The 15,312-nt window shown below is 36.3% G+C and carries 15 protein-coding genes; 4 read left to right on the top strand and 11 right to left on the bottom strand.

The genetic code is table 11. From position 1 onward, the window contains the following. Positions 1-25: 25 nt before the first annotated feature. Positions 26-1,717 carry an ABC transporter ATP-binding protein gene (locus tag G587_RS0120060; protein ID WP_026493698.1) on the bottom strand — a complete coding sequence of 564 codons (1,692 nt, stop codon included), beginning with the start codon at positions 1,715-1,717 and terminating at the stop codon, positions 26-28. 109 nt (positions 1,718-1,826) lie between these two features. Here G587_RS0120060 and G587_RS0120055 point away from each other — a divergent pair, with 109 nt between their 5' ends. Next, positions 1,827-2,510, top strand: a complete 684-nt coding sequence (locus G587_RS0120055; protein WP_026493697.1) for a response regulator transcription factor — start codon at positions 1,827-1,829, stop codon at positions 2,508-2,510. A gap of 14 nt (positions 2,511-2,524) precedes the next feature. Further along, positions 2,525-3,334, top strand: a complete 810-nt coding sequence (locus tag G587_RS0120050) for a sensor histidine kinase (RefSeq protein ID WP_026493696.1) — start codon at positions 2,525-2,527, stop codon at positions 3,332-3,334. Here the strand turns inward: G587_RS0120050 and G587_RS0120045 are convergent. Next, complete coding sequence (locus G587_RS0120045; RefSeq protein ID WP_081679545.1) at positions 3,331-4,344, bottom strand: glycosyltransferase family 2 protein; 1,014 nt, start codon at positions 4,342-4,344, stop codon at positions 3,331-3,333. The genes G587_RS0120050 and G587_RS0120045 overlap by 4 nt on opposite strands. Positions 4,345-4,358: 14 nt before the next feature. Next, positions 4,359-5,603: a nucleotidyltransferase domain-containing protein gene (locus G587_RS0120040; RefSeq protein ID WP_026493694.1), complete on the bottom strand. Its 1,245-nt coding sequence runs from the start codon at positions 5,601-5,603 to the stop codon at positions 4,359-4,361. 136 nt (positions 5,604-5,739) lie between these two features. Here G587_RS0120040 and G587_RS0120035 point away from each other — a divergent pair, with 136 nt between their 5' ends. Both G587_RS0120035 and G587_RS0120030 read left to right on the top strand, forming a co-directional pair. Then, complete coding sequence (locus G587_RS0120035) at positions 5,740-6,012, top strand: PqqD family protein (RefSeq protein ID WP_026493693.1); 273 nt, start codon at positions 5,740-5,742, stop codon at positions 6,010-6,012. Positions 6,013-6,026: 14 nt separating this feature from the next. Continuing rightward, entirely contained in the window at positions 6,027-6,992 is a 966-nt protein-coding gene (locus G587_RS0120030; protein ID WP_035787408.1) for a glycosyltransferase, read from the top strand. 78 nt (positions 6,993-7,070) lie between these two features. On the opposite strand, the gene G587_RS0120025 is transcribed toward G587_RS0120030, so the two are convergent. The 8 genes from G587_RS0120025 to G587_RS24855 form a co-directional block, all read right to left on the bottom strand. Then, positions 7,071-7,673, bottom strand: coding sequence for a sugar-transfer associated ATP-grasp domain-containing protein (locus G587_RS0120025; RefSeq protein WP_081679543.1), 603 nt, complete (start codon positions 7,671-7,673; stop codon positions 7,071-7,073). 15 nt (positions 7,674-7,688) lie between these two features. Next, a complete protein-coding gene (locus G587_RS25730; protein ID WP_155829637.1) occupies positions 7,689-7,832 on the bottom strand; it encodes a hypothetical protein in 144 nt (47 codons plus the stop codon). A gap of 33 nt (positions 7,833-7,865) precedes the next feature. Next, positions 7,866-8,054: a hypothetical protein gene (locus tag G587_RS26040; RefSeq protein WP_207637488.1), complete on the bottom strand. Its 189-nt coding sequence runs from the start codon at positions 8,052-8,054 to the stop codon at positions 7,866-7,868. A 236-nt stretch (positions 8,055-8,290) separates the two neighbouring features. Next, positions 8,291-9,544 (bottom strand): nucleotidyltransferase domain-containing protein, encoded by a 1,254-nt coding sequence (locus G587_RS0120010; protein ID WP_155829636.1) that lies wholly within the window; start codon positions 9,542-9,544, stop codon positions 8,291-8,293. Positions 9,545-9,661: 117 nt separating this feature from the next. After that, positions 9,662-10,576: a hypothetical protein gene (locus tag G587_RS0120005; RefSeq protein ID WP_026493689.1), complete on the bottom strand. Its 915-nt coding sequence runs from the start codon at positions 10,574-10,576 to the stop codon at positions 9,662-9,664. A gap of 77 nt (positions 10,577-10,653) precedes the next feature. Beyond that, entirely contained in the window at positions 10,654-10,812 is a 159-nt protein-coding gene (locus G587_RS25725; RefSeq protein ID WP_155829635.1) for a hypothetical protein, read from the bottom strand. A 73-nt stretch (positions 10,813-10,885) separates the two neighbouring features. Then, the gene (locus G587_RS0119995) at positions 10,886-12,844 is read right to left on the bottom strand and encodes an asparagine synthase-related protein (protein ID WP_026493688.1); all 1,959 of its coding nucleotides are present in this window, start codon (positions 12,842-12,844) and stop codon (positions 10,886-10,888) included. A gap of 71 nt (positions 12,845-12,915) precedes the next feature. After that, positions 12,916-15,276 (bottom strand): transglutaminase domain-containing protein, encoded by a 2,361-nt coding sequence (locus G587_RS24855; RefSeq protein ID WP_081679542.1) that lies wholly within the window; start codon positions 15,274-15,276, stop codon positions 12,916-12,918. Between the last annotated feature and the right edge of the window lie 36 nt (positions 15,277-15,312).

Below are 15,312 nucleotides of genomic sequence, written 5' to 3'. Positions count from 1 at the left end.
ACTGACATTAAATTACATCAACTTTTTACAGATCCTGCATAGTCACATATCCGTTATCGATCATAAGCTCCCTGGAGCAATACTTAAGGACACTGGTTCTGTGAGTTATGAGAAGACATGTGGGCTTAGGTGAAAGCTCACCAAGTCTCTGCAGAAGTTCAAACTCCGTCTGCTCATCAAGGGCAGATGTGGCTTCATCAAGAATAACAAAGGGTGATTTTCTGATAAGGGCTCTGGCAAGAGCAATTCTCTGAGCCTGGCCCTCTGAAATACCGACACCCTTTTCTCCGATAACCGTGTCAATTCCATCAGGAAGCTTTTCTATAAACTCGCGGCAAACAGCCATATCCAATGCTTCCCACATTTCTTCCTCGGTGGCGTCAAGCTTACCCATGAGGACATTATCTCTGATACTACCGGAAAACAGAGTATTTCCCTGAGGAACGTAAGATACAAACTCACGAACAGAAGCACTTGCCTTGGTTCTGGTGCCATGCTCATCAAAGTACTCAATATTGCCCTTTCCGGCATTAATAAAGTTCATGAGCACACGGATAAGGGTTGTCTTACCAATACCTGATTTACCGATTATTGCAACAAATTCTCCAGGCTTAATATCAAAGGATACGTCATGAAGTATCTCTTCCTTAGCGTAGGCAAAGGAAACATCAGAAACTTCAACTCCTACAGCCCCCTTCATCTCAACAGACTCCAATCTGTTCTCAAGGGGAATATCCTGAATATCCATGATACGTCCGGCTGCTGAGAAAATAGAAACCACACCTGGAAGCTGCTGTGCAAGAGCTGCCATAGGTGCCTGTACTCTTCCAAAAAGTGTAAGAAACAATGTCATCGTTCCAAACGTGATCTCACCCCTGGAAATCTGACCTGCTGCATAAATGAACGCGATAACATATCCAACCTGAAACGTTCCGCTTAATACAAGATTTGAGCCTACAGAAAGTTTTGTTTTTCTCCAAACCCAGTAAAATCTGTTTTCTCTTAATTCTGCAAGTTTATCAGAAAACATTTCTTCGTTAGAAAAAGCCTTTACAACAAGGATATTAGCAAGACTCTCCTGAATAAATGATCTATATGCAGTCTCTGTTTCCTGAACCTTAATCTGTAATCTTTTCAGTTTTCTACCTATTAGGAACGCCAAAAGAATACCACCAGGAGTAAGAAATAGCGCACAAATAGCAAGGAATGGAGAATTGATATAAAGTGTAATAAATACCGCAACTAATTGAATAAAAAGCACTATAATTTCAGGAACAACATTTACCATTCCGTTTGCAACATTTCCTGCATCTGAAGTCATTCTAGTCATCATATCTCCGGTGTGGAATCGCTGGGTTCCGAGCCACTCAGAATGTAAAAGTTTATCATAAACCTGTTTACGAATGCCAAATGTATATTTTTCATTCAGCATAGCCGTAAACATATCTATTATCACATGCACAACCAGCATCACGACCATCAGAAACACAAATACTACTATAGCCTTTGAAGTAATTTGTCCCCCACCGGCCATATCAATCAGTTTCTGAGAAGCAACTGCATATTGTATAGAAAGATATGTCATAGACACACTTATTAGCATGAGCAGAACTATTTTCCATAAATATGGCTTGGTATAACTGAAAAGCCATTTAAAATAATCCTTTCCCCTGGCCTTATCCTCTTTATATTTTTTGTAGTACTTTTTTAATTTCATGGTCTCCCCTTTTCAAAATACATGTATCTACATCAAACGTTTTTGCGTTATAATCATGTATTAGTATTAAAGCTATTTCTTACCGAATGATTAACCTAAGGAGTTATTTATGGACAGCATAATGCTCATTGACGATGACAAAGATGTAATAAAAATAAACAGTGATTATCTGACCAGCGAAGGTTATCAGGTTGATATATTTTACACCGCTGACGATGCCATCTCAGCACTATCCACACATAAGCCTGACTGTATCCTTCTTGATATCATGATGCCAGGAACTGACGGTCTGACCGCTGTTCCCATATTAAAGAAAATGACTTCTGCACCAATAATCCTTCTGTCAGGTCGTGGTTCTGAGGATGACCGCGTGGACGGTCTGTTATCAGGAGCTGATGACTACATGGTAAAGCCCTATAGTTTAAAAGAGCTCTCCGCCAGAATCAAACTCCAGATAAGAAAAAAAACTCATACTAAAACAGCAAATACAATATCATATCCACCGCTTCAAATCAAGCCGCTGGACCACAAGGTATTTTACAATGATGAGTCAGAGATAGCCCTCTCAAACCGTGAATACGAGCTGCTTTTCATGCTAGTGTCTTCTCCCGGAGAAGTCATCTCATTTGAAAAAATCGGATTGCATATTTGGGGTGTTTATCAGGAAAGCGACCGCCGCTCCATCATGGTCATGGCGAGCCGTTTAAGAAAAAAACTGGAGGGCTACAACGGTCTTGAAAATTGCCTTGAAACCTCCTATGGCAAAGGCTATAAATTCGTAATTCCAAAATAAAGCAGGAAAAGAAAATGTCTGAAAATACACAGAATAAAAAACAAACCTATAACGAACCCTTTTTGTCTGTTGAGGATCTGTCCAAAGCACTATACGAATCCAATAACAAGCTAAGTGGACTCATCACCGAACAAAATGAATTCTTTTCAAACATATCCCATGATCTGAGATCTCCTATCGCTGCTATCAGAAGCGCAATAGAATATCTTCAGAGCTCAGATGATATAGATAACAAAAAACGCTCGGAGCTCTATACCCTTATAAACTCCAAGGCGCTCTCTTTGGAATATATGATAAACGAGATCTTTGTTCTCACCAAGCTAAGCACAAGCGATAATCTGTTAAAACCCTCTGTTGTCCCCTGTGGCAACTATCTTGAGGACTTTTTCTTCATGACGGAATTAAATCCCCGTTATGAAAATATGCAGTTAATACTGGATGTTCCACTGGAATTTGCGTGGAATATAGAAATAGACACAAATTACATGAATCGTGCTTTGGATAATCTTTTTGAAAATGCCTGGAGACACACCTTCGGGAATGGTCGCATAACACTGGGAGCCAAACTTTCTGTTGATGAGAAGCATGTCATCATCTCAGTAAGTGACAACGGCGAAGGCATTGAAAAAGAGGATCTTCCAAGAATCTTCGAAAGAACTTTTATGTCTGACACCTCAAGAAATCCCGGAAGCATGCAGGGTGCCGGCCTTGGGCTTTCCATCTGTAAAATGATAATTGAGCTTTCGGGCGGCTATATTGAATGTACTTCAAAAACAGGAAGCGACCATGGCACTGTCTTTACCATAACGCTTCCCATTTGCTAAGTCCTTATCTTTTTTATAACCTTTTTCATAACATTTTTTGCTGCCTGAACTCCGGCGAAAACAGCATACTCCATTTGCACTTCTTTTCTTGAGTATATGCATAGTGCTGTCTTTATGTTTGAATTCCGGTACATTTCTTTTCTCCACAGGCGCTTGTCTTCTCTGCTCCACTTGTATTCCGTTCTAAGGGAATACCTCTGTCTCACGAGGAATACTACCCAGTAATGGTATATCCTCTTTTTCATCCTGTCATAAAGCCCTGCTTTTTTCATAGCCTCAATATAATTATCAAATATCTTATCGCGGTTATTCATCTCGCATTCACAGTCCTGCAGTGACTTGTGAATTATTCTGGACAAAGTATCATTTTTCTGATAGCAGTAAAAATAGAGTCTGTCCTCTATGATATTAATCTTGCAGGCTTTCTCAAGATAATTAAGTGAAAATACAAAATCCTCTCCGAGAGTAATGTCCTTTTTAAAGGACAGTCCCAAATCGCATATAATATCTCTTTTAAAAATCTTGTTCCAAAGAACACCGAAATAATGGTGTCCGGGATCCTTAAGTGTATTTATCAGATACTCTTCCTTCGTGATAATTCCGGCACCGGTAAGTGATCTTATGGGATATAATCCTCCGTAAACCACTCTCTCGTAGCTGCATACAGCCATATCGCAATCAGGAGCAGTCTCAATTGCTGAAACCATTTGCATAACAAAGCTATCCTTAACATAATCATCCGCATCAGCAAACATTATGTAATCTCCTGATGCATATGTAAGGCCTTCATTTCTAACCTTAGAAACACCGCAATGCTTTACCGAATGAAATTTAATCCTCGAATCCTTTTTTGCTAATGCAAAGCACTTGTCGCCTGTCCCGTCAGTTGATTCATCATCAACTATGATGATCTCTATGTTTTCATAGGTCTGTGCAAGCAAGGAATTAATGCAACGCTCTATAGACAATATGCAATTGTAAGCTGGTACTATGACCGAAACAAGTTTCATGTTACATTCCTTAATTACTTTATTCCTGCATTTTTCATCATCTGAATTCTGTACTCAGACTCCTTAAGCTTACGCCCTGCACCGTAAACCTTACCGCCCTTAGTCAGCTTAAAGAAAATTGTCCTAAAGGCTCTGTGTACCCATGCTATCGGAAGGAGTATCGGATACTTTTTGCAATAAGAATATTTCTTATCGATATCCTGCACTGAGGGAAAAAGCGCCTGTAATGCCCTTCCCTTCCTACTTTCTGCAGATTTCTTACCTCCATTAACATAGGGAGACAGAATTCCCAAAAGACTATAATCTGCATTATCATGAACATCTCTCTTACCAAGAAAAATGATGTCATTCAAAAAGGCCAGCTCATCCTCAGGTAATTGCTGCTTCCTTCCAGCCAAAGCTTTATCAGTCATTCCAAAATGCTTTATACACTCTGTAAAATATATCACACAGAACTCATCAAAATGCATTTTTTCAAAAGCAGTCCAGAATCTGTTGTAATCTATCTCATCCTGATACTTATTTACAAAAAAAGCAATATCGCAAAAATATCTACTCTCTATTCCCTCAAGGATATAATGCTTTACAATGTGGAACATCTGCAGGATGAGATGCTCTGTGATTCCCAGGGTTTTAACCTTTACCCCTTCAGCAACATCCACGTCAATCAGCGTAGCAGGATCATCCATCCTCTCAGCCTTAAGAATCTCGATATTCTCTCCTTCGTAATCCTCCCAAAGGGTATAATGAGCCTCTATCTTAAGGTCATTGTTGTAGTAAATATCAACATTTTCTTTGCTGTCAGCCTCATCCCATACAAATCCAAGGTCTCTTGTGAGAACTTTTCTCACCTTCATCTTATCCTCAGGTTCCAGTTTAATATCAAGATCACTGCTGTATCTCTGAAAAATACTTGGATACAAAGCTGCAAGAACATATCCCTTAAGTATAACCACGTCTATGTTATTCTCATCAAAGGCCGTCATAACACGTTTAAACTCATTAAACATGTTGTAAGCCTCAACAAACTCCTTTTTCGAGTCAGAATTCCACTTATCCAGAGTCTCATCATCTATATGAAATACCTCAGGATTTTTATTGACAACATTATTAAACAGTAGTCCGCACTTGTTTCTCTTGCTAAGCCATATAAGCATGTCCCAATCCGGATTATCAAAAACCGTTTCCTTGGGGCCGCTCCCTGCAGCCATTTCCTGAAGTTCAATAAATTGATAGATTAGTTTTTCTTTTTCGTTCATAATTAATATCTTTTTAGATTTAACAATTTGTGATAAAATACACAGATGTATTATGTCATTATTTTTGAGACAGATTACATAATATATAATTACGGCTGAAAAAACAACAATTACATTTTTAACGGAGTAATATTTTATGGATAAGGGAACTAAAGTAACATTAATCAAACACATTGATGTCACAGATATGGCAGGGGACAAGGTCATGATCGACTTTGAAACAGGAAAATACTTCATGCTTCGTGGTACTGCCGTAGACATTTGGGATAATATACAGACAGAGACAACTGTTGGCGAGATTCTTAATAAGATGCTTGAAATGTATGAGGTCGACGAAGCCACATGTCTTGCCGGCATTGAGAAATTTTTAAAACAACTTGAGGATGCAAAGTTCATCACTCTTTCTTAAACAGGGGATATATTTTGAGTTCAAACAGTCCAAAAATCAGCATAATCGTACCAGTCTATAACGTGGAAAAGTACTTAGTAAAATGTCTCGATACTCTTACCGGCCAGACCCTTAAGAATATCGAGATTCTTGCTGTTAATGATGGTTCTACAGATGGTTCACTATCAATACTTCAGCAATACGCAGAAAAGGACAGCCGCATCGTTATTCTCAACAAAGAAAACGGTGGTCTTTCTGATGCCAGAAATTATGCATTTTCACATATAAAAGGTGAATATGTAGGTTTTATTGACTCTGACGATTACGTTGATGCCGATATGTATGAAGTTATGTATAACGAGGCTATTAAAGAATCTGCCGATATCGTTGAATGTAATCTTCATCATACCTTTGATAATAGCGAAGATACTGAGATTGGTGAGCATATCACAGATAAAAAAGAGATGATAATGAATGGTCGCTCTGTAGTGTGGAATAAGATCTACAAAACAGACTGGTTGCTCTCAACAGGCGTACAGTTCCCCAAGGGACTTATTTATGAGGACGTTAACTTCTACTGCAAGCTTGTGCCCTTTATAAACAAGATCTGCTATGTGGAACAGCCATTTGTTCATTACGTGCAACGCTCAACCTCAATCAACAATCATCAGACACTTAGAACCATGCAGATTCTTCAGATACTTGATGATATTTATTCATTTTATCAGGAGAATGGATTTCTTGAAGAGTACAAAGATACCCTTGAATTCCTCTACACCAGAATTCTTCTGTGTAGTTCGCTTAAGAGAATGGCGCACATTGATGATAAGTATGATAGAAAGAAGGCTATTGCAGCCAATTGGGACAAGCTTGTTACTACTTTCCCAAATTGGAAAAACGGAAAGTACCTCAAAGCTTATAATGGTAAAAATGCGACGTTTATGAAAATGATGAATCCTGTCACTTATAGAATTGCAGGTATGCTTCTGCACTTAGTTTAAACAAACCAATGCAATGAAATAAAAAAACACATTGATGAAACATTATCCGTTACATCAATGTGTTTTTTAGTTACATAATCAAAATTCATCCAGGTATTTTTTTACTTTTTTCCAGGTATTCTGTTTATAATTGATTTCCAATGGAAATCCCGGACCTGCATTTCCCTCTATTACGATTATTTTGTCCGTATTAACGCAAAAATCCCACCCTATTAGATTTGCCCCCTCCGGCGCCATCTGGTGTAGCTTTTTAGCATAATCAACTATCTCTTTCCAGTTTGGAATTACATATCCGGCAACCTTAGTATTGGTAGACGGATGATATTCAATATCGCATATTTTATATGTAAGTCCGGTATATAACTGCCCTTTTGTGATATCTATAGGATAGCTGACTCCACCAGAGTGTAGATTATCAACACGAGCCCCCGCACCACCAACTCTAAAATAGGCAAAGAATATCTGTATGCCTTTTTTGTTTTTTGCAGTAGTTACTCTTATCGTGTTTAGCGAAGATGGATTAACCTCATGGAAAAATCCATCCTGATAGAAATATTCCTCAACGATATATTTCGCATTACTCTCTGTAATATTTTTGTATACTTCTCTAAGAGACTTCTCGTCTGCCTTTGCTTTATAATCTCCTCTTCCGCCAAAGCCGTCGAGCACCTTAACAAATATATCCTTAGTATCAGACTACATCCTGCTGACAAATTCATCTTCAGTCATCTCATGAGGATTGCACCATTTTCTTCCAAGGAAGTCATTATAATACTCATTAAATGCTACTTTGGAATTAAGGAACTTAACTGACTCATCAGTATTCACTTTACTTTTCAAAAAGTTTAATCTTATCCTGCTGACATGATGATTTCAAAAAAAGGGATTCTTATTTTTATAAAACAGGAAGCTGAAATAATCCTCACATTCAGCCCCGTATAACAGATATGAGAGCAAAAAATCAAGTTTTCCCAAAGCAGAATAGCTTGTCTCTTCTGACGCTTCCGCCTTTTCTTTATAGCCTTTTAACTGGCTCTCCATTCCCCACTTTATCTGCTGCAATTTTAAACTTTACATACTTTTTTCGCCATTTCATTTTGATACACACCTATTATTTTATATTGATATCTGCAACCAACTGCAAAGCCCCGAATAATCATCCCGGATTAAAGCAAGACTAATCTTAAACCAGTGTTTTCCCGATAAATGGCTTTGACAGGAAACTTCAATAAGTACCATACCCCCAAATAATATCCCACATAAAAGCGTTTATTTCACTGCTTTGATGTGGGAATAAATCATTTTTCTGTAAGTCCAAGTTCTTCAATGAGGCGAAGTCTTTTTTCACCCACTTCTATCTTTTCAGTAACACTATACATCTCATCCTTTTGTGTTGATTTTCTGATCAAATATTTTATATCTCTATGTATCCATGCAAATGGCAAAAGAATTGGGTATTTTCTTGCGTATTCATAGGTCTTAGGCATTGCTTTTGCAGACGGAAACATCATGCTTAACTGCCTTGAAAGTTTTGATTTAGGAGCATCAGCTTCACCTGTAAAATATGCTTCCATTGCTCCCATAATCTGCCATCCAGCTTCCTTATCATTGATATTACCGACCTTAAGCAAATCGATTTTAAGGTCTTCCACACTATAATCAAATGATGCTTTATGATTATCGAATACCTTATCATTCATCTTAAGCTCTGTAATACAGATTCTAAAGAACGCATCAACAAATTTGGTGTATCCAAGTTCATCCATATGCTTCCAGAACACATCGAAATCAATCTCATTAAAATACTTATTTACAAATAAAGTAATATCAATAAGATACCTGATTCCTATTCCATTAAGACTAAAATGTTTAATAATATGAAAAAGCTGGAACACAAGGTGTTTCTCGTATCCGAGAGTATTTACTTCTATACCGCAGGCTGTAGTCCTTATATTTGTCTCAGGACAACTAAGCTTCATCCTCTTTAGTGACTCAATTCTAGGCCCCTCATAGTCCTCCCAAAGTCTGGTATGAAGTTCCACAGTATGATCATACTTGGAATTTGTATAAACCTGAACCTGCTCCTTTGAATGCTCTTCATCCTTCTCATAACCATAGTCACAAAGAAGCTTCTCAGCTGCGTCCTTCTCCTCATCAGTAACAAGAATGTCACTATCGGAACTTGTACGCTCTGCATACTGCGGATAAAGATCAGCTACTAAAATCCCTTTAAAGAACACAAAGTTGATTCCTCTGTTTTCAGCTTCTTTGCTTATGATACGAATCGCCTGATTCTTCTTAAGTTCCCGAATCATCCCCAGCTGAGTAATACGTCCAAGCGATGCTATATCTTTCTCATCCATAACATGAACAGCATCATTATATTTTTTTAGTGGTTTGTAAAGAAATGCCGATAGAGAATTATCAATTATAATTTCCGGAAGAGTATTCATATCCAAAGGAGGTTCCGTTGAATCAATATTTTGTACTTCGCCCTCATATAAGCGCTCTCTGCAGAGCATAAATAAATCATTAATATCTTTTGTAATCATTTTCTTCTTTCCCAAATAACTCCAACAACCCTAATAGTTTACTATAAAAATTTCAAAAAAAAAATCAGAAAATGTAATAAAAATACATTTCCTGATTTCTTCTTTTTTCAACCAATTTTATAGCTTAGTCCTAATAAGTTCAACCTGTTCTTTCGTAGTCATGCCTTCAAGGGGGCGTGATAATTTATACACCTTAATCTTAGATGCTACATTCATACACTTTTTAAAGACATCAGGTGCCATCCCAAGTAATTTATACACATCTGGCTTATACAGGTTTTCCAAAAACATAGTGAGCTTTTCTGCTCCATTCATCTCTTCCAAAATTGGTTCAGCCACTTGATCTGATGGATTAAGAACAATCAAAGCATCCAGCTTCTTACGGCCTTCAAAAAATCGCTCTCGGTCCCTAACTGCGTATTTGGCAACACCATCATCCTCCGGTAGTAGAACCATCTCGCAACTATTCTTCATTTCATCAGTAATCTGATCAAGGCACAATTTTTGCTGAGGATAAGCAGAATTGGCATAAATATCATCTTCCAAAGTAAGGGCAACCGTATCATCTGCAAGAAACTTTGCTCCGCAGTCAATAAGTGCATTAGTAACTGTCGACTTTCCTGCTCCGCTTCTTCCGGAAACCACAAAACATTTGTCATTTAACACTAAGCCACTACCATGAAGCATAAGTTGTTCGCTCTTTTGAAAAATAGCGATGGGCAAAATAAGACATAAAAAAATCTCATTAACCAAAAGATGATCATATCCATCATAAAGTCGGTATGTAATACGTTCACCTTTTCGGATTATAAACGCTCCCTGTCCAGGATATCTAACCCAACCTCTGTCAGACTCATATCTATACAAATAGCCATCAACTTTTTTATCGTTTTCAGTAATATCATATACAACATCATGCTGGGGATCTTGCATAATAGTTATATCCGGTTTATCTATGTTTAAAACAGAAACAGCCTCTTCCAATTTATAATCTGATTCTATATTAAGACCATATATTTTATAGTAGTACATAATCCCTCACGTAAAAAGAACCAACCTCTATAAAGATTGGTTCCATTTAACATTTGAATTTTAAAGTACAAGCCTCATTATGAAAGTGCTTTGCCTGTACCTAAATCAACCTTCCATGTCTGAGCCTTCTCATCATAGTACTCATCTGAATCAACCATGTGATTGTTAAGCATACCACCAGCTGTAGCTGTGATATCGAGTTCTACTAATGTTGCATCATTCCATACTTTTTTCATTTTTCTACCTCCAAAATGTATTTTTAATTACGTAAGTAATAATATATCTCCAACATTTTTCATTCAAGCATTCTTACAACTTTGTAACATTTTTTTCGACGTTTCCATTTATTATTTTTATCATTTCCAAAGCAACAGCAGAATACTCCAATCTTAATATATCAAAAATCTCTGCTTCACTTCCCAGTTCCCTTATATTTTCAAGTTCTGAAATTGCTTTATCAACATCTATAAAACCAGAATTCATGTTCTGAATATAAACTTGCTTAATCTCATCATAAATTCTGCTTCCTTCTCCAGAAATTCTATCTGCCAAATCAGAGCTTTGTCTTCCATAGTAATGAATATTTTGTGTGTTATCAGGCATCAATTCTTTTAGATATTCTCTAACAAGCCTTCTCGGCGTTCCATCTTTAGCATAGCAACTAGCAGGGAAGCTCATACACAACTCTATAAGGCGCTTATCAGCTGTGGGATCACGATAAAGTGCCCCAGACGCCAACGAGTACCTAGTTCTTATTTCAGTAGCATTATAATAGTTAGCTTCGTTAAACATAAGTTTTTTATATGTTTCTATATCCTTATCATAGTTTATCAAACCTTCTTGTTGTTTATTTAACCTATTTCTTACATCGAATATCTCAATAGCTTTATCAGTTAGAAAAGCTTTAGATAAATCAATTACTCTTGGCTTGCTAACAGCTTTTCTTTCCCTAATAACTTTTCTCATATTCTTTATGTTCACAATAAAAGAAGTATTATATTTTTTGCCTAACGTAAAACACTCTTTAAGAAAACTTATATATTTTTTTCGCTTAAGCAAGTCATAAAGATACATATCTCCAATCCCAAGAGAAACTGTGCAATTACCATAAGACCCCAAAAGTGCAATCCTTGATCCATACTTAAATGATTCTTCCAATCCAGCTTTTATCCAAAGAAGATTCAGCATACTCTTATATGGCATTTCAAGTATCTTTTCCTCATCACCTCTCTCATCCCAGCTATTTATGCCTTCCATAGACATAAATTGCATATCAAATTCAAATCCCTTGGCATTAAAAAATTCTTTAGTTTTTAATACCACTTCTGACTCATCAGAAACAACATTTCCTGCTGTTTCCTTCTTATATTTCGGGTCCGGAATAACAGTATATGTACGAAGTTTAACATTTTTACATTTATTTGAATCTGCAATAAGACTCAGAATAGAAGTAGAATCTAAACCACCGCTTAAAAGCATAGTAAGTTTATCATTCCTTACCAATCGCTCTACTGCCTCTTTATATGTTTTTACAAAAATTTCTTTATATTTCTTATCTGATGATAATTTTAGTGTTGATACTTGTGGATTCCAATAGCGCCTTTTCTTTAAATCTTGAGCAGAAAAACTATAGTATGAAGCCGCCGGCATCCTATTTACCCCTTCATATGGAGTACTATTATAATCAATGCAATATGCTAATGAATCCAAACCTAAAAAATCAGCAAACCATTGCATATTAGCCTTAATCTTTCCCATACTTTTACATATAGGCTTTGTAAGCGTAGAAAAATATAATTTACCATTTTCAAAGAAGTATTGTATTGCTCTTCCACCAATACAATCATTTACCATATGACATATGCCGTTTTTTTTGTCATAATAAACAAAAGTGTACAAGCCAAGTATGTCATTGAGACAACTTTCCCCAAACCTATCAAACATTTCAAAAATAATTCTGGCATCCGGGATTGTTTTGTCGTCAGAATTATACCCAAGTTTTCCCAATAACTCATCTCTATTATCTACTATCGCATCAGCAGTAAAAAAAATACTTCTCTCATCATCAATAATAGGAAGTATTTCCTTTTCAGCTTCTTTTGTAAAATACTGTATGCCACATCCCAAACAAAAAGAATCAGATACGTAGTCATTGAATCTATCAATCACACATGATTTATAGCCATCTCTCATCATATCGTTGATTTTTTTCGTATCCTCTAATGAGCTATTTTCACTAAAATCAATATATCCCCAAATTGCAGACATAATTCCTCCCTATATTTCCTAACAAATAACAAGGCTTACACTATTGTGCAAGCCTAGTTAATTATATCAATTTAGAATGTTATGTAAACTGTTTTTTTAGTAGAAGAATCCACATAATACCAGTTACCATCCTTATACTGAATCTTACCTACAATATCATGTATTTTCCAATTGGAATATTTTGTTGATTTACAAACTCCCTTTACGAAGCCTTTATAAGTCAAATTCATAAACTCTGTTTCATTTCTAAGAAGATATTTATGTGATACCTGTCCGCTTACAGAAGATCTTGTATCATCCCATGTAGGATCAGCATAATACCACTCCCCATTAAGTTTTACCTGTACCCACATATGTGCAAATTCATCTGAAGGAATGACTACGTCAGATTCTACTCCTGTTTCCTGTAAAAGCAGTACCATTGCATATGCATATCCTGCGCAAAGCGCTTTTTTATTTACAAGGGCACCAGCTGCTGTATATATCATATCACCAGTTTTTGTATATGATGCTCTATCTACAATGTAGTCATGTATGTAAACAACCTTCTGTAGGTCTGTCATACCAGATGTTTCCTGCTTAATCTGTGAAACTATCGCTTTCATCTGAGTATATCTGCTAAGGTAACCTGAATCCATCTGGCATACCTGGAATGTTTTTACAATTCCGCCACCGGTTGTTGTTGTGTAGTACATATTGAAGGCACTGTTATATGCAATCTTTTTCTCATTTGCTATAACGCTATTGTAAATCGCACTTACTTCCTTGTATGACTTAAATCCGTAACTTGAAATATCATGAACAGATCCGTCTCCGGTTTCAATTATAGTCATTACTAACTGCTTGAATTTTTCTTCCTTTGTAGAATTTGTATTTGAGGGTGCTTCAGCTTCCTTCTCTACAGGCTTATTCTGTTCTTCCGTCTTAGTCTGTTCTGTAGGCTGATTCTGGCTCAACTGTTCATCTTCCTTACTATTCTGGTTGGTATTCTCATCTTCTTTGTTTGTCTGTTCTGTCTTCTCATCTTCCTTAGAACTGGAGCTATTAGAAGGAGCGGGATTTGCATAACTTACAGTTTGAACTGCTGTGCATTTGTTTGAGCAGTATAAGAAGCTACCACTAATATTGTCGTAAAGGCAGGCAACTCCTTCCTCATCTATTACAGGAATGTAATCTGCAATAAGTTTATCACTTTGATCCCATACTTTAAATGCTTCGATTATACCTTTGAATCCACCAAAGATAAGATTTTTTGTAGCTGCTGCAGTCTGATTTGAAGCTGAGCGCTTCTTTACACCATCTACATAGGCAACGTTCTTTTTCTGTAAATAATCAATCTTAACATCTGCTTCAGGCACACATACTTTTTCATTGTACCATCCATGTCTGTAATATAATCCATTCTTTGACTCAATTCTTAATGCATAGGGAGATGAAGTTACTATATCTTTATATATTCCAAGATTATTTATTGAAAAAATCATCTCATATGAATCATTTTGTTCAAGTTTAATTTTGGTATTGAATGTTCCGTTATCTATCTTCAACGCCTTTACTTTAACGAATTTTTCTTCTGCCTTATCATCATTTGCATTAGCTTCCTGTTCTTTCTCACCTTCGCTATCCTTTATTGCATTATTTTCTTCTTTCTGATCATTTCCCTTTTCAGGCTTTGTCTCTTCAATAATTTCATCCTTCTGTACGGAGTTTTCATTTGAAGTCTCAGTATATCTATAATACTTATTTTCTCCTTCAATCGCCTTTACAGTTCCTTTTCCATATACATACTGTTTATTAACAGTATCATACATGCAAGCCTTTCCGCTATCATCGATAGCAGGATACAGTTCCATAACGGTCTGATAATTCTCATTCTTTACACAGAAGTAATTAACTGTACCTACAAAATTGCCAAATGTTAATGTTGTATTGTTAAGACTCCTCATAACCGGTTTACGTACAGTATCATTATTTACAATAAAAACATTTTCTTTCTGACAAACATAATATTCTAAATCAGCTTCCGGCTTGTAAAATTTCTCATTATACACGCCAAATCTAACAAAAATACCTAATGATGCCTCATTTCTAATAGCCATTTTTCCTGCTTCATAGACATTCACATATTGATTCTGGGGATTTTTTAATGAAAAACTAATTTCAATTGTATAATGCTCATTTGGAATTATTCCGGTATTAAAGGTTGCCCCTTTAACCTGAATGGCCTCAATGATCTTAACATTATTGCTGGCCTTTGACTCAAATGAAATTGAACTAATGATAATTAAAAATGCTAATGTAAAAGAAACAACACGCTTGGAAACAGTTTTAAAGGAAAAAAGAACTCGCATAAAGCAATAACCTCCTTGTTTTGCAAAGAAAAAATGGTTGACGTTGTTACCGTTGCTATCAATCATAATTTCATTGTACAAAAACAAAATTTTATTACAATATGATTCGAGCTCTTT

The sequence above is a fragment of the Butyrivibrio sp. XPD2002 genome (genome assembly GCF_000423945.1).
Taxonomy (GTDB): Bacteria; Bacillota; Clostridia; order Lachnospirales; family Lachnospiraceae; genus Butyrivibrio.
This window is presented reverse-complemented; position numbering and strand designations above follow the sequence as displayed.

Bases quoted from the DNA above. Each gene is read 5' to 3' on its own strand.
- G587_RS0120060 (WP_026493698.1), bottom strand. From the start codon at position 1,717: ATGAAATTAAAAAAGTACTACAAAAAATATAAAGAGGATAAGGCCAGG.
- G587_RS0120055 (WP_026493697.1), top strand. From the start codon at position 1,827: ATGGACAGCATAATGCTCATTGACGATGACAAAGATGTAATAAAAATA.
- G587_RS0120050 (WP_026493696.1), top strand. From the start codon at position 2,525: ATGTCTGAAAATACACAGAATAAAAAACAAACCTATAACGAACCCTTT.
- G587_RS0120045 (WP_081679545.1), bottom strand. From the start codon at position 4,344: ATGAAACTTGTTTCGGTCATAGTACCAGCTTACAATTGCATATTGTCT.
- G587_RS0120040 (WP_026493694.1), bottom strand. From the start codon at position 5,603: ATGAACGAAAAAGAAAAACTAATCTATCAATTTATTGAACTTCAGGAA.
- G587_RS0120035 (WP_026493693.1), top strand. From the start codon at position 5,740: ATGGATAAGGGAACTAAAGTAACATTAATCAAACACATTGATGTCACA.
- G587_RS0120010 (WP_155829636.1), bottom strand. From the start codon at position 9,544: ATGATTACAAAAGATATTAATGATTTATTTATGCTCTGCAGAGAGCGC.
- G587_RS0120005 (WP_026493689.1), bottom strand. From the start codon at position 10,576: ATGTACTACTATAAAATATATGGTCTTAATATAGAATCAGATTATAAA.
- G587_RS25725 (WP_155829635.1), bottom strand. From the start codon at position 10,812: ATGAAAAAAGTATGGAATGATGCAACATTAGTAGAACTCGATATCACA.
- G587_RS0119995 (WP_026493688.1), bottom strand. From the start codon at position 12,844: ATGTCTGCAATTTGGGGATATATTGATTTTAGTGAAAATAGCTCATTA.